Genomic DNA, 13,933 nt, shown 5'->3' on the forward strand with positions numbered 1-13,933 from the left:
AAGGAGAGGAGACCGCAGGCCGACCTTCGCGTTCAGTGGGTGGAGCCTAGGGGACTCGAACCCCTAACCCCCTGCTTGCAAAGCAGGTGCGCTACCAATTGCGCCAAGGCCCCCGAAGCCGGCCCAGCGGGCCGGCGGTGGGTCTGATCAGGCCTTCGCGACCGGGTCGGTCGCCTCGGCCCACAGGGCCTGCTCGCGCTTGCTGTCGTCGACCTTCTTCTTCACCATCACGGCGCCGAGGGCGGCCAGCAGGACGAGGGTGAGCTTCTTCACGGGATCTCCCAGGTGGGTCGTGCCACGTCGAAGGGGCGAGGCGTGGCGGAGAAGCAGACGCGGGTGGTGGGCCTAACAGGACTTGAACCTGTGACCTCTTCCTTATCAGGGAAGCGCTCTAACCGTCTGAGCTATAGGCCCGCGTGGGTATCGCCGATCATCGGCAACGACCGAGGGGGAACATTACCCCACGCCCGCGGAGGCCGACAAAACGGCCCCCGCGGGCGTCACACCAGGCTCAGTGCTCGTCCTCGGCCAGGGTGACGTCGATGCCGCCGAGCAGGGCGGCGGCCATGTTGTACAGGAACGCGCCCAGGGTCGCCATCGCGGTGATCAGCACCACGTCGATGACCGAGACCAGCATCGTGAAGCCCATCACGCGGGAGAGCCCGACGTAGTTCTCGACGTCGAAGTCGGCCGCCTCCTCGCCGCCGATCACGTCCTGCACGGTGCCGTTGATCGACTCCCACACGCCGGCGATCCCGAGCACCGACCACACGATGAACACCGAGACGATGGTGACGATCGCGAAGGCGATCGAGAGCAGGAACGCGGTCTTCATCACCGACCAGGGCTCGATCCGCGTCAGCCGCAGTCGTGCCCGGCGCGGCGGGCGGCGCGTGCCGGACGTGCTCGCGGCCTTCGCCGCCTTGCTCGGCGAGTGCGGGTCGGCGTTGGCGGCGTGCTGGTCGGCGACGCCGGAGAACGCCGCCTGCAGCCGGCTGGTCATCGCGGGTCGCACCGCGGTGTCCGAGCTGCGCGCGTCCCCGCCTGCCTTGGTCGGTGGTGTGCCCCTATTGGCCGGGGTATCGGTCATCGGCGTCACTCCCTGGTCTCGTCGGCACCGGAGTCGCCGTCCACGTCGTTGTTGTCGGCAGCGCTCATCGTGTCTTCCTCGGACGACTCGTCAGCGATTGTTGCATCCGCCTCCACGGCCGAGGCCTGCGCGGAGCCCTCGGCGCCAGACTCGGCGCCGGACTCGTCGACCGGCTCGCCGTCCGGCCCGACCTCCTCCTCAGCGTCCTCCTTGGCCTCCACCGAGCGGGCCACGACCGCGACCGCGTCGCCCTTCTTGGGCTTGGCGAACTTCACGCCCATCGTGGATCGGCCGGTGGGCCGGAACTCGGCGTTGATCGGGCTGCGCACCACCTGACCGGCCTGGGTGATCAGCAGCACCTCGTCGCCCTCCTCCACGATGAACGCGCCGACCAGGCTGCCGCGCTCCTCGTTGGCCAGCGACATCGCCTTGATGCCGATGCCGCCGCGCGACTGCAGGCGGTACTCCGAGATCCGGGTCCGCTTGGCGAAGCCGCCGTCGGTGATCGTGAAGACGTACTGCTCCTTGACGTCCGGCAGGTCACCGGGCGCGGTGGACTCGCCGGCCTCGGCCGCCTTGGCCTCAGCGGCCTCCTCGGCCGCCACCTGCTCGGCGCGGATGACCGACATCGACAGCAGCGCGTCGCCGTCGCGGAACTTCATCCCCGAGACGCCCGAGGTGGCGCGTCCCATCGGCCGCAGCTGGCTGTCGTCGGCGCGGAACCGGATCGCCTGGCCCTTGCGCGAGACCAGCAGGATGTCGTCCTCGGCGTTGACCAGCTCGGCGCCGATCAGCTCGTCGTCGTCCTCGCGGAAGTTGATCGCGATGACGCCGGCCTGACGCGGGCTGTTGTAGTCGCCCAGCCGGGTCTTCTTGATCAGCCCGGTCCGGGTGGCGAGCACCAGGTACGGCGCCTGCTCGTAGTCGCGGATCGCCAGCACCTGCGCGATCTTCTCATCGGGCTGGAAGCTCAGCAGCCCGGCCACGTGACCACCCTTGGCGTCGCGCGAGGCCTCCGGCAGGTTGTAGGCCTTGGTCCGGTAGACCCGCCCGGCGGTGGTGAAGAACAGCAGCCAGTGGTGGTTGGTGGTGGCGATGAAGTGCTCGACGACGTCGTCGCCGCGCAGCGTCGCACCGCGCACGCCCTTGCCGCCGCGCTTCTGGGTGCGGTACTGGTCGGCCCGGGTCCGCTTGGCGTAGCCGCCGCGGGTGATGGAGACGACGAGCTCCTCGTCGGGGATCAGGTCCTCCATCGAGAGGTCGCCGTCGGCCGCGATGATCTGGGTACGGCGGTCGTCGCCGTACTTCTCCACGATCGCCTCGAGCTCGTCGGCGACGATCTGGCGCTGGCGGGTGAGGTTCGCCAGGATGTCCTCGAGGTCGGCGATCTCGAGCTCGATCTCGGCGAGCTCGTTGATGATCCGCTGGCGCTCCAGGGCAGCCAGCTTGCGCAGCTGCATGTTGAGGATCGCGTCGGCCTGGATGTCGTCGATCTCCAGCAGCTCGATCAGGCCCTGCCTGGCCTCGTCGACGTCCGGGGAGCGCCGGATCAGGGCGATGACCTCGTCCAGGGCGTCCAGGGCCTTCGCCAGACCACGCAGCACGTGGGCGCGCCGCTCGGCCTCGGCGAGCCGGTAGCGCGTCCGGCGCTGGATGACCTCGACCTGGTGCTCGACCCAGTTGCTGATGAACTGGTCGATGCTCAGCGTGCGCGGCACGCCGTCCACCAGCGCCAGCATGTTGGCGCTGAAGTTGGTCTGCAGCTCGGTGTGCTTGAGCAGGTTGTTCAGCACCACCCGGGCCACCGCGTCGCGGCGCAGCACCACGACCAGGCGCTGGCCGGTGCGGTCGGAGGTGTCGTCACGCACGTCGGAGATGCCCTGGACGCGCCCGGAGTCGGCGAGCTCGGCGATCTTCAGCGCGAGGTTGTCGGGGTTGACCATGTAGGGCAGCTCGGTGATCACCAGGCAGGTGCGACCGCGCTTGTCCTCGTCGATCTCGATCACCGCACGCTGGGTGACCGAGCCGCGACCGGTGCGGTAGGCCTGCTCGATGCCCTGGCGACCCACGATCAGCGCGCCGTTGGGGAAGTCAGGGCCCTTGATCCGCTCGATCAGCGCGTCCTGCAGCTCCTCGCGGGTGGCGTCGGGGTGCTCGAGCGCCCACTTCGCACCCTCGGCCACCTCGCGCAGGTTGTGCGGCGGGATGTTGGTCGCCATCCCCACCGCGATGCCGGCCGAGCCGTTGACCAGCAGGTTGGGGTAGCGCGCCGGCAGGACCACCGGCTCCTGGGAGCGGCCGTCGTAGTTGGGCTGGAAGTCGACGGTGTCCTCGTGGATGTCGCGCACCATCTCGAGGGCCAGCGGAGCCATCCGGCACTCGGTGTACCGCATCGCGGCGGCCGCGTCGTTGCCCGGGGAGCCGAAGTTGCCCTGGCCCTGCACCAGCGGCGCGCGCATCACCCACGGCTGCGCCAGGCGCACCAGGGTGTCGTAGATCGCGGTGTCGCCGTGCGGGTGGTACTGACCCATCACGTCGCCGACGACGCGGCTGCACTTGGAGAAGCCGCGGTCGGGCCGGTAGCCGCCGTCGTACATCGCGTAGATCACCCGGCGGTGCACCGGCTTGAGCCCGTCGCGTACGTCGGGCAGCGCGCGGCCGACGATGACCGCCATCGCGTAGTCGATGTAGGCGCGCTGCATCGACGTCTGCAGCTCGACGGGCTCGATCCGCCCGCCGAGGGGGGGCTCAGTGGTGTTGTCAGTCACGATTGTTCTCTCTGCTCGGCTCTACTCGAATCTAGGGAAAGCGCTAGAAAGCGGAATACCTAGATGTCGAGGAAGCGGACGTCCTTGGCGTTGCGCTGGATGAAGGAACGGCGCTGCTCGACGTCCTCGCCCATCAGGATCGAGAAGATCTCGTCGGCCTGGGCGGCGTCGTCCAACGTCACCTGCAGCATCAGGCGCTGGTCGGGATCCATGGTGGTCTCCCACAGCTCCTTGGCGTTCATCTCGCCCAGACCCTTGTAGCGCTGGACCGGGTTCTCCTTGGGCAGCTTCTTGCCCGCCTCGATCCCGGCGGCCATCAGCGCGTCGCGCTCGGAGTCGGAGTAGACGAACTCGTGCTCGTGCGGCTTGTTCCACCGCAGCCGGTACAACGGCGGCTGGGCCATGTAGACGTGGCCGTGGTCGATCAGCGGCTTCATGAAGCGGAACAGCAGCGTCAGCAAGAGCGTGTTGATGTGGTGGCCGTCGACGTCGGCGTCGGCCATCAGCACCACCTTGTGGTAGCGCAGCTTCGCGATGTCGAAGTCCTCGGTGATGCCGGTGCCCAGCGCCGAGATGATCGACTGGACCTCCAGGTTGCCCAGGATCCGGTCCAGGCGCGCCTTCTCGACGTTGAGGATCTTGCCGCGGATCGGCAGGATCGCCTGGATCCGCGGGTCGCGTCCCTGTCGGGCGGAGCCGCCTGCGGAGTCACCCTCGACGATGAACACCTCGCACTCGGCGGGGTTGGTCGACTGGCAGTCCGACAGCTTGCCGGGGAGTCCGCCGCCACCGAGGATGCCCTTGCGGTTGCGGGCCAGGTCGCGGGCCTTGCGGGCCGCGACGCGAGCCTGGGCGGCCGCCTGGGCCTTGCGGACGATCTCCTTGCCCTCGGCCGGGTTCTGCTCCAGCCAGGCGCCGAACCGGTCGTTCATCAGGCGCTGGACGAAGCCCTTGGCCTCGGTGTTGCCGAGCTTGGTCTTCGTCTGGCCCTCGAACTGCGGCTCGCCGAGCTTGACCGAGATGATCGCGGTCAGGCCCTCGCGGATGTCGTCGCCCTTGACCCGGTCCTCGGACTTCTTGATCAGGCCCCACTCCTCGCCCCAGTGGTTGACCAGGGAGGTGAGCGCGGCGCGGAAGCCCTCTTCGTGCGTGCCGCCCTCGTGGGTGTTGATGGTGTTGGCGAAGGTGTGCACCGACTCGCTGAACGTCGTGTTCCACTGCATCGCGACCTCGAGGCTCATGTGGTTCTCGACGCGCTCGGGCGTCTCGGCCTCGAAGGCGATGATCGTGGGGTTGGCCGGGACCTTGCGGCGGTTCAGGTACCCGACGTAGTCGATGAGACCGCGGTCGTACTTGAAGATCCGCTCCATGCCACCGGCCTCGCCGGGCTGGATGGCGTCGACGCCGGCCTGGTCGACGTCGTCGTCGACGGTGTTGTCCTCGACCGCCTCGAGGACCTCCTCGGCGGCGGGCCGCTCGTCGCGCAGCACGATCTCGAGGCCCTTGTTGAGGAAGGCCATCTCGCGGATGCGGTTGGTGATCGTCTCGAAGTTGAACGTCGTGGTCTCGAAGATGTCGGCCGAGGGCCAGAACGTGATCGTGGTGCCGGTGTGCTCGCCGGGCTCCATCTCGCGCACCTGCTCGAGCGGGGCGTTGGGCACGCCGAGGGAGAACACCTGGCGCCACAGGTGGCCGCGGTTCTTCACGTCCACCTGGAGGGTGGTCGACAGGGCGTTGACCACCGAGACACCGACGCCGTGCAGACCGCCGGAGACCTTGTAGCCGCCGCCGCCGAACTTGCCGCCGGCGTGCAGCATGGTCAGCGCCATGGTGACCGCGGGGATGCCCTCGGTGGGGTGGATGTCGGTGGGGATGCCACGGCCGTTGTCCTCGACCTTGACGCCGCCGTCGGCGAGCAGGGTGACGATGATCCGGTCGCAGTGCCCGGCCAGCGACTCGTCGACGGAGTTGTCGACGATCTCCCACACCAGGTGGTGCAGTCCGCGCTCGCCGGTGGAGCCGATGTACATGCCCGGGCGCTTGCGGACGGCCTCGAGGCCCTCGAGCACCTGGATCGCGGAGGCGTCGTAGGCGTCCCCCACGGGTCCGGTCTGGCGCAGCTTGTCGTGCAGGTCGCCGAGCTCGGCGTCGTGCTCGAACTCGGAGCCGGAGGCGGGGGACTCGGTGGGGGTGGCGGCGCTCTCGTCGGACACGCAGACCTCTTCCTGATGCGGGACGACCACGGCGGGGCGCGCACTAGGACCGAGGTCCGAGGATCGCGCGGCACTGCCCAGCCTGACTGTCTGCACGAGTGGAACTCATGCAGAGGGCCGCTGCGTGAAAGGAGCCAGCGACCCAGGAGCCATCCTACCTGGCTCCAGGCCCCTAACCCACGTGATCCTCCCCAGGAAACGGGGGAGAGTCTGCAGGAATTGCCCTCTGTGCGGCCCAGGAAGGCCTCGGCAGCGCACGCAGGGGGGTCCGGACGGGTCCCGGTACGTCGACGGGGGCCCCAGTTCGTCTGGCGCAGGCATGGCACCGGCCGATTCGGGCCGGGGCTACTCAGCCGTAGGTGTCGCGCGGCCCGCGACCGTCGCGCACCGAGCGGGGACCCTTCTTCCAGGTCGGCAGGTGCGGGCCGAGCACCTCGATCAGCACCACGCTCCCGTGCCCGAGCTCCTCGTTGAGACGCCGCACGATGGTCGGCGCCAGCAGCCGCAGCTGGGTGGCCCAGGCGGTCGAGTCGGTGCGCACGGTGAGCTTGCCGTCGGCGAACGCCTCCGGGGTGCAGTGGCTGGCCACCTCGTCCCCGACCAGCTCGGCCCACCGCCCGAACACCCCGTGCACGCGCAGGTCCAGCGCCCAGCCGTGGTCGGAGACCAGTCGGCCCAGCGTGCTGTCGAGCGTCTGCGGGTCGCGCTCGTCGGGGTGCGCGCCCGAGACCCGGCCGGTGCCCCGGCGCCGCAGGCTGCCGCCCGTCGTACGACGCCGCGGGCGCACGCCGGTGGGCAGCGCCCGCGCGGTCGCCCGGGCCAGGGAGCGGGCCAGCTCCAAACCGTCGTCGTGGTGCTCGGGCTCGGCATCCGGACTCTCCGCGACGCTCTCGGCTGCGGCGTCGTCGGCGCTCTCGGCGGCCTGATCGGCGTCGCCCGGATCGGGGATGGGCCGCTCCTCAGTCATCGCTCAGCCTCCGTACCTCGCCGTCGGCGACGGCGTACCGCACCCCGGCCAGGACCTCCGGGACGTCCTCGGGGACCGCCGCCGTGACCAGCACCTGCTCCGCGCCGGCCACCAGGTCGGCGAGCTGGCGCCGGCGACCGGTGTCGAGCTCCGCGAACACGTCGTCCAGGATCAGGATGGGATCGTCGCCGTCCGCGCGCAACAGGTCGTAGGAGGCGAGTCGCAGCGCGAGCGCGAACGACCACGACTCCCCGTGCGAGGCGTAGCCCTTGACCGGGAGCCGCAGCTCGCCGTTGCCCAGGGTGAGCACCAGCTCGTCGCGGTGCGGGCCGACCAGCGAGACGCCGCGGTCGAGCTCGTCCTTGCGCCGGCGCTCCAGCTCGGCCAGGAACGACTCGACCAGGGAGCCCTGGGTGGGCTCGAAGGACGGCTTGTAGGAGATCTCGGCGTCGTCGCGGCCGGCCCCCTTCGCGACCGTGGCGTAGGCCCGGCCCACGTAGGGGAGCAGCGACTCGACGAGCGCGCGCCGCTCGGCCATCAGCTCGGCCCCGGTCCGCGCCAGGTGGTCGTCCCACACGCCGAGGGTGGACAGCGCCGACTCGTGGCCCTCGCCGCGCCCGCGCCGGGCAGATCCCATCGTCTTGAGCAGGGTGTTGCGCTGGCGCAGGACCCGCTCGTAGTCCGCGCGCACCCCGGCCAGGCGCGGGGCGCGCAGCACCAGCAGGTCGTCGAGGAAGCGGCGCCGGTCCGACGGGTCGCCCTTGACCAGGGTCAGGTCCTCGGGGGAGAAGACCACCGTGCGGACCAGGCCGAGCAGCTCGCGGGCCCGGGGGAGCACCGACCGGTTGATCCGGGCCCGGTTGCTGCGCCCCGGGTTGAGCTCGACCTCGAGGGTCGCGGTGCGGCCGTCGCGCACCACGGCCGCGCGGATCAGCGCCTGCTCGGCGCCGGCCCGGATCAGCGGGGCGTCCGAGGACACCCGGTGCGAGGACAGCCGTGAGAGGTAGTCGATCGCCTCCACGAGGTTGGTCTTGCCCTGGCCGTTGCGGCCGATGAACGCGGTGACGCCCGGCTCGAGGGCCACGTCCACGTCGCCGTAGGAGCGGAAGTCGTGCAGGAAGAGGTGGGAGACGTGCACGCGATCAGGCGGGGTCGGGATCGGGGCCCGGGTCGTCGTTGGCCGGACCCGAGGCGTCGGGACGGTCGGGGCCGGGAGTGTCGCCGCTGGCCGCGGCCGCCTGTACGGCGTGCCCACCGAACTGGTTGCGCATCGCGGCCACTGCCTTCATCGCGGGGGAGTCGTCCTGGCGGGAGACGAAGCGGGCGTAGAGGGCCGCGGTGATGGCCGGGGTCGCGACGGCGTGCTCGATGCCCGCCTCCACGGTCCACCGGCCCTCGCCGGAGTCGTCGGCGTAGCCGCGGATCGACGCCAGGCCGGGGTCGGCGTCCAGCGCGGCCACCATCAGGTCGAGCAGCCACGAGCGGATCACGGTGCCCTCGCGCCAGGAGCGGAAGACCTCGGTCACGTTCTCGACCATGTCGACCTTCTCCAGCAGCTCCCAGCCCTCGGCGTAGGACTGCATCACGGCGTACTCGATGCCGTTGTGGACCATCTTCGAGAAGTGGCCGGCACCGACGGTGCCCGCCCGGACCGCGCCGAACTCGCCGGCCGGCCTCAGGGCGTCGAAGGCCGGCTGCACCTTGGCGATGTCCTCCTCGGAGCCGCCGTACATCAGGGCGTAGCCGTTCTCCAGGCCCCACACACCGCCGGAGACCCCGCAGTCCACGAAGCCGATCCCGCGCTCGGCGAGCAGCTCGGCGTGGGCCAGGTCGTCGGTCCAGCGGGAGTTGCCGCCGTCCACCAGCACGTCACCCTCGGAGAGCAGCTCGGCGAGCTCGGCGACCGTGGCGCGGGTGGCGTCGCCGGAGGGCACCATCACCCAGACCACGGCGGGGGAGGGGAGCGCGGCGACCAGGTCCGCCAGCGACCCGACGTCGCTGACCTCGGGGTTGCGGTCGAAGCCCACCACCGTGTGGCCGGCGCGACGCAGCCGCTCGCGCATGTTGCCGCCCATCTTGCCCAGGCCGACGAGTCCGATCTCCATGCGTTCCTCCGTGGTGGTTCGCCGCTCGCGTGCGCTCCTTCAGGCTCAGGAGAGCAGGCGACGCGGCATCAGCAGGTAGCGGAAACCGGGGTCCTGGTCGGGCTCGGCGGGGGAGCCGCTCATCACCACGGGCTTGGAGGCCTGGGTGAAGGCCAGCTCGACCACGGTCTCGTCGATGGCGCCGAGGCCGTCGAGCAGGAACTGCGGGTTGAACCCGGTGGTGATGTCCTCGCCCTCGATCGTCGCCTCGATCGACTCCGAGGCCTGCGCCTCGTCGCCCGAGCCGGCGTCCAGGGTCAGCACGCCCTCGCTGAAGGCCAGCTGCACGGCGGTGTTGCGCTCGGCGACCAGCGCGACGCGCTTGACCGACTCGATCAGCGAGGCCTTGTCGACGCGGGCCACGGTCAGGTGGTCGCTGGGGAACAGGCTGCGGACCTTCGGGAACTCACCGTCGAGCAGCCGCGTCGTGGTGCGTCGTACGCCGCCGGGGGCAGCGCCCTCGAAGCCGATGATGCCCTCGCCCGACCCGCTGGCGGACAGCGCGATGGTGACCTCGCCGCCGGCGGTGAGCGACTTGGCGGTGTCGCCCAGCACCTTGGCCGGGACCAGGGCGGCGACCGACTCGTCGGGGGTGCGCGGACTCCAGGTCAGCTCACGGTGGGAGAGCCGGAAGCGGTCGGTGGCGAGCAGCGAGATCGTGGACCCGTCGATCTCGATGCGCACACCGGTCAGCACCGGCAGCATGTCGTCGCGTCCGGCGGCGGTGACGGCCTGGGCCACCGCGTGGGCGAACGCCTCGCTGCGCACGGTCCCGGTCGCGGCCGGCATCTCGGGCAGGCTCGGGTAGTCCTCGACGGGCATGGTCTGGAGGCTGAAGCGCGCCGACCCGCAGGTGAGCGAGACCCGCGAGCCGTCCAGGACCATCTCGACCGGCTTGGCGGGCAGGCTGCGGCAGATGTCGGCGAGCAGACGGCCGCTGACCAACGCACGACCCTCGTCGGCGACCTCGGCGTTGAGCGTCGCGCGAGCCGAGGTCTCGTAGTCGAAGGTGGACAGCACGAGTCCGGCGTCGCTGGCGTCGATCAGGAGACCGGCGAGCACCGGGACGCTCGGACGGACCGGCAGGCTGCGGGCAGCCCAGGCAACGGCATCGGCGAGCACGTCGCGTTCGACGCGGAACTTCACGTGAGGTCCTCCGTGGTCGTGTCGTCTGGTCAGGAGCAGTGGGCCGCGGTCGTCGGGGGATCGCGGGTGGGGCTGCCACGACAAGTCTGGAAGCTGAATCCTGCCATGCGTCCGGCCGGTGCGGGGGCCTCGGTGGTGATTCGGGTGACCTGGGCGACTCCGAAGCCGTGACTGGAACTTGTAGTTCGAGCTCCGAAGCGGTGCTCGTCGAGAGCGTTGTCCCCAGGTTGGGCCGCCGAGAGACGTTGATGGGGAGGTGTGTTCATTGTCTGGTGTTAGTCGTCATAGCAACGGTGGAAACTGTGGAGGAAGTGCATAACCGCAGGTCACCGCGCTCGATCCCGGTGCACAGGGGCTGTGGAACTACAAGGGGAGGAACTGCGGCCCGGTGTGCACGACCGTTCGCCTCGTTGTGGTTGCTACCGCTTCTCCACAGGTGATGTGGAGAAGCGGCCGGCTGGTGCACACGTTCTCCACAGGCGGGCGAACCACAATTTTCTTGTCATCGCCGCTGTCCTCCGACCGTCCTACGATCGTGTGATGCCCGTCGACCCCGCACCGCCCGCCGGCCCCGAGCTGCCCGCCGCGGTCCACCCCGAGCATCCGCAGCTCGCCCTCGACGCGCAGCTGTGCTTCCCGCTGTACGCCGCGACGCGGGCGGTCACCCGGCACTACGCGAGCCTGCTCGAGGAGGTGGGTCTGACGTATCCGCAGTACCTCACCCTGCTGGTGCTGTGGGGCGAGGGCGGCTCGGCGAGCGTGGGCGAGCTCGGACGCAGGCTGCGCCTGGACTCGGGCACGCTGACGCCGCTGCTCAAGCGACTCGAGGCGATGACTCACGTCGTACGCCGTCGCGACGCGGCCGACGAGCGTCGGGTCGTGGTCGAGGTGACGCAGACGGGCTGGGAGCTGCGCGAGCGTGTCGCGGGCGTGCCGGAGCAGGTCGCCGTCGCCACGGGGCTGACGGCGACCGAGGGGGCCGAGCTGCGGGGGCTGCTGGAGCAGCTGATCGCCGGGATGGACCGGGCGCGGGGTCAGGTCTGACGGGCCTGCATCTTGATCCGGTTGGTCAGCTCGGAGACCTGGTTGAACACCGAGCGACGCTCGGCGAGGAGCTGGTTGATCTTGCGGTCGGCGTACATCACCGTGGTGTGGTCGCGGTTGCCGAACTGGGCGCCGATCTTCGGCAGCGACAGCGGGGTGAGCTCGCGGCACAGGTACATCGCGATCTGACGCCCCTGGACCAGGTGCCGGCCGCGGCTGGGGCCGGTGAGGTCCTCGATGGAGACCCCGAAGTAGGCCGCGGTCTGCGCGATGATCGTGGCCGCGGTGATCTCGGGCTCGCCGCCCTCGGGGATCAGGTCCTTGAGCACGATCTCGGCCAGGGTGAGGTCGACCTCCTGGCGGTTGAGGTTCGCGAAGGCGGTCACCCGGATCAGCGCACCCTCGAGCTCGCGGATGTTGGTCTGGATCTTCGAGGCGATGAACTCCAGCACCTCCGGCGGAGCCGTCAGCCGGTCCATCGCCGCCTTCTTGCGCAGGATGGCGATCCGGGTCTCGAGGTCGGGGGGCTGGACGTCGGTGATCAGGCCCCACTCGAACCGGTTGCGCAGCCGGTCCTCGAGTGCCTCGAGCCGCTTGGGCGGACGGTCGGAGGTGAGCACGATCTGCTTGTTGGCGTTGTGCAGCGTGTTGAAGGTGTGGAAGAACTCCTCCTGCGTCTGCGTCTTGCCCTCGATGAACTGGATGTCGTCGATCAGCAGCACGTCCACGTCGCGGTAGCGCCGCTTGAACCGGTCCTGCCGGTCGTCGCGGATCGCGTTGATGAACTCGTTGGTGAACTCCTCGCTGGACACGTAGCGCACCTTCGCCCCGGAGTAGAGCGAGCGCACGTAGTGACCGATGGCGTGCAGCAGGTGGGTCTTGCCCAGCCCGGACTCGCCGTAGACCAGGAGCGGGTTGTACGCCTTGCCGGGAGCCTCCGCCACCGCGACCGCGGCCGCGTGCGGGAACCGGTTGGAGGAGCCGATGACGAAGGTCTCGAAGGTGTATTTCGGGTTCAGCCGCGTCTCGAGGGCGGTCGGGCGCGAGCGGTCGTGCTCGGGAGCCGACCGGTCGGGCAGCGACGGCACGCTGGTGAGCCGGGGTCCATTTGTCGACATGTAGCCCGGGCGGTCGTCCGCCCCGTCGGAGTCGACGGACTCGGTCTGGTCGCGGCGGTGCGGGTCGATCCCGTGCTGATCGACCGGCTGGGCGTCCACGCCGTGGTCGCGCGGAGCGTGTTCCTCGACACCGTGGTCGTTGAGCGGCTGGTCCTCGAGGCGGGGGTTCACCGTCACCGCGATCCGGGTCTCGCGACCGAAGGCCTCGCTGAGGGCGTCCTCGAGCTGGGGACGGAGCCGGCCCTCGAGCTGGCCGCGGGTGAAGTCGTTGGGCACGGCGATGATCGCGGTGCTCTCGTGCAGCGTGACCGGCTCGCTGGCCCGCAGCCACGCGCGCTGGTTGGGCTGCAGGTCGCTGAGCACGCGGCGCCAGACGGTCTCGAGATCGGCAGCGTCGTTCACGCTTTTCCCGCCTTCATGTTCGTCCTAAGGGGTCGTCACGGCCGTCGGTCGTGACCTTGGTCCACAAGTTTCTCCACAGGTTGTGGACCGTGGGTCCCACGGTGTGGGGACCGGGCGCCGAGACGCTCCTGACTACCGGCCGTGCTGGCTGTCTGCGCAGGTCAGACCCATGATGGCGGTCCTTGCTGGGCGGTGCGACAGTTGCGGTGAGGCCCGGAGTCGGGGGCGGCGGGGAACCTCGACAGGTCTGAACGTAACAACTGCCGCGCTCCCCGAGCAAGACGTCATCCACAGGTCGCGGCGGTGTCGGTTTGACCCTGTGAAAGCGCGGCGCGTACCGTGGGCCGGTCACCGGCGTCGACTGGTGCCGCATGTCCACGGACGGGCCCACGCCCGGCCGTGGGTGGGCGGTGCCTGCCGACAAGTTCAGTTGGACTGCCCGCCGCGTCGGTGTGGACATTCCTGTAATCCCCGACATCGGAGAAGTTTCGTGAGCAAGCGTACGTACCAGCCGAACAACCGCCGCCGCCACAAGGTCCACGGTTTCCGCCTGCGCATGCGCACCCGCGCTGGGCGCGCCATCCTGTCCGCGCGGCGCCGCAAGGGCCGCAAGGACCTGGCCGTCTGACGTCCCCTCCCTCCGCACGCCAGCCTTCTCGTGCTGCCACCGGCGAACCGGCTCACCACTGGTGAGTCTTTGCGCCAAGCGGTGCGGCGAGGGCGTCGATCGGGGTCGCGGACCGTGGTGGCCCATCTCTGGGTCGCCGACGGCACGACACCTCCTCGCATCGGCTTCGTGGTGAGCAAAGCGGTGGGAAACGCCGTCACACGCAATCGCGTGAAGCGCCGCCTTCGACACCTGGCCCGGGAGCACCTCACGGTGCTCCCGGGCTCTGGCGTGCTCGTGGTCCGGGCGCTCCCCGCGTCGGCGACGGCCACCTACGCGGAACTCGGGGCCGATCTCGCACGTTGTCTCCAACGTGTGCTTCCTGACCCCGCCCCGGCTGGTACGCCGTGATTGAGCGCGTCGGGGGGACCCCG

Annotated in this window: 11 protein-coding genes, 2 tRNA genes and 1 pseudogene; 3 read left to right on the top strand and 11 right to left on the bottom strand. The window is 70.1% G+C overall.

Going from position 1 to position 13,933, the window contains the following annotated elements:
* Positions 1-40: 40 nt before the first annotated feature.
* The 10 genes and pseudogenes from AC6EI4_RS02375 to dnaN all read right to left on the bottom strand — a co-directional run bounded on the left by AC6EI4_RS02375 (position 41) and on the right by dnaN (position 10,328).
* Positions 41-113, bottom strand: a tRNA-Ala gene (locus tag AC6EI4_RS02375).
* A gap of 34 nt (positions 114-147) precedes the next feature.
* Positions 148-273, bottom strand: a complete 126-nt coding sequence (locus tag AC6EI4_RS02380) for a DLW-39 family protein (RefSeq protein WP_498420060.1) — start codon at positions 271-273, stop codon at positions 148-150.
* Positions 274-337: 64 nt separating this feature from the next.
* Positions 338-414, bottom strand: a tRNA-Ile gene (locus AC6EI4_RS02385).
* A gap of 97 nt (positions 415-511) precedes the next feature.
* Positions 512-1,090: a DUF3566 domain-containing protein gene (locus AC6EI4_RS02390; RefSeq protein ID WP_498420059.1), complete on the bottom strand. Its 579-nt coding sequence runs from the start codon at positions 1,088-1,090 to the stop codon at positions 512-514.
* Positions 1,091-1,095: 5 nt separating this feature from the next.
* On the bottom strand, positions 1,096-3,858 hold the full coding sequence (gyrA, locus tag AC6EI4_RS02395) for a DNA gyrase subunit A (protein WP_498450455.1): 2,763 nt from the start codon (positions 3,856-3,858) through the stop codon (positions 1,096-1,098).
* A 59-nt stretch (positions 3,859-3,917) separates the two neighbouring features.
* Positions 3,918-5,960 (bottom strand): DNA topoisomerase (ATP-hydrolyzing) subunit B, encoded by a 2,043-nt coding sequence (gene gyrB, locus AC6EI4_RS02400; protein ID WP_498420610.1) that lies wholly within the window; start codon positions 5,958-5,960, stop codon positions 3,918-3,920.
* Between the two features lie 460 nt (positions 5,961-6,420).
* Positions 6,421-7,038, bottom strand: a complete 618-nt coding sequence (locus AC6EI4_RS02405) for a DciA family protein (RefSeq protein ID WP_498450456.1) — start codon at positions 7,036-7,038, stop codon at positions 6,421-6,423.
* Positions 7,031-8,176, bottom strand: a complete 1,146-nt coding sequence (gene recF, locus AC6EI4_RS02410) for a DNA replication/repair protein RecF (protein ID WP_498450457.1) — start codon at positions 8,174-8,176, stop codon at positions 7,031-7,033. Before recF ends, AC6EI4_RS02405 begins: the two co-directional genes overlap by 8 nt.
* A gap of 4 nt (positions 8,177-8,180) precedes the next feature.
* A pseudogene (gnd, locus tag AC6EI4_RS02415) lies at positions 8,181-9,152 on the bottom strand (phosphogluconate dehydrogenase (NAD(+)-dependent, decarboxylating)); the annotation flags it as partial.
* 36 nt (positions 9,153-9,188) lie between these two features.
* Entirely contained in the window at positions 9,189-10,328 is a 1,140-nt protein-coding gene (gene dnaN, locus AC6EI4_RS02420) for a DNA polymerase III subunit beta (RefSeq protein ID WP_498450458.1), read from the bottom strand.
* A gap of 540 nt (positions 10,329-10,868) precedes the next feature.
* Between dnaN and AC6EI4_RS02425 the strand changes: the two genes are divergently transcribed.
* Positions 10,869-11,372, top strand: a complete 504-nt coding sequence (locus AC6EI4_RS02425) for a MarR family winged helix-turn-helix transcriptional regulator (protein WP_498450459.1) — start codon at positions 10,869-10,871, stop codon at positions 11,370-11,372.
* Here AC6EI4_RS02425 and dnaA read toward each other — a convergent pair.
* Positions 11,363-12,892, bottom strand: a complete 1,530-nt coding sequence (gene dnaA / locus AC6EI4_RS02430; RefSeq protein WP_498420049.1) for a chromosomal replication initiator protein DnaA — start codon at positions 12,890-12,892, stop codon at positions 11,363-11,365. The genes AC6EI4_RS02425 and dnaA overlap by 10 nt on opposite strands.
* 490 nt (positions 12,893-13,382) lie before the next feature.
* Between dnaA and rpmH the strand changes: the two genes are divergently transcribed.
* Together rpmH and rnpA are read left to right on the top strand one after the other, a co-directional pair.
* Positions 13,383-13,520 (top strand): 50S ribosomal protein L34, encoded by a 138-nt coding sequence (rpmH, locus tag AC6EI4_RS02435; RefSeq protein WP_498420047.1) that lies wholly within the window; start codon positions 13,383-13,385, stop codon positions 13,518-13,520.
* A 30-nt stretch (positions 13,521-13,550) separates the two neighbouring features.
* Complete coding sequence (gene rnpA, locus AC6EI4_RS02440; protein ID WP_498450460.1) at positions 13,551-13,910, top strand: ribonuclease P protein component; 360 nt, start codon at positions 13,551-13,553, stop codon at positions 13,908-13,910.
* Positions 13,911-13,933 lie beyond the last annotated feature (23 nt).

Source organism: Nocardioides sp. Z43_10, assembly GCF_059766615.1.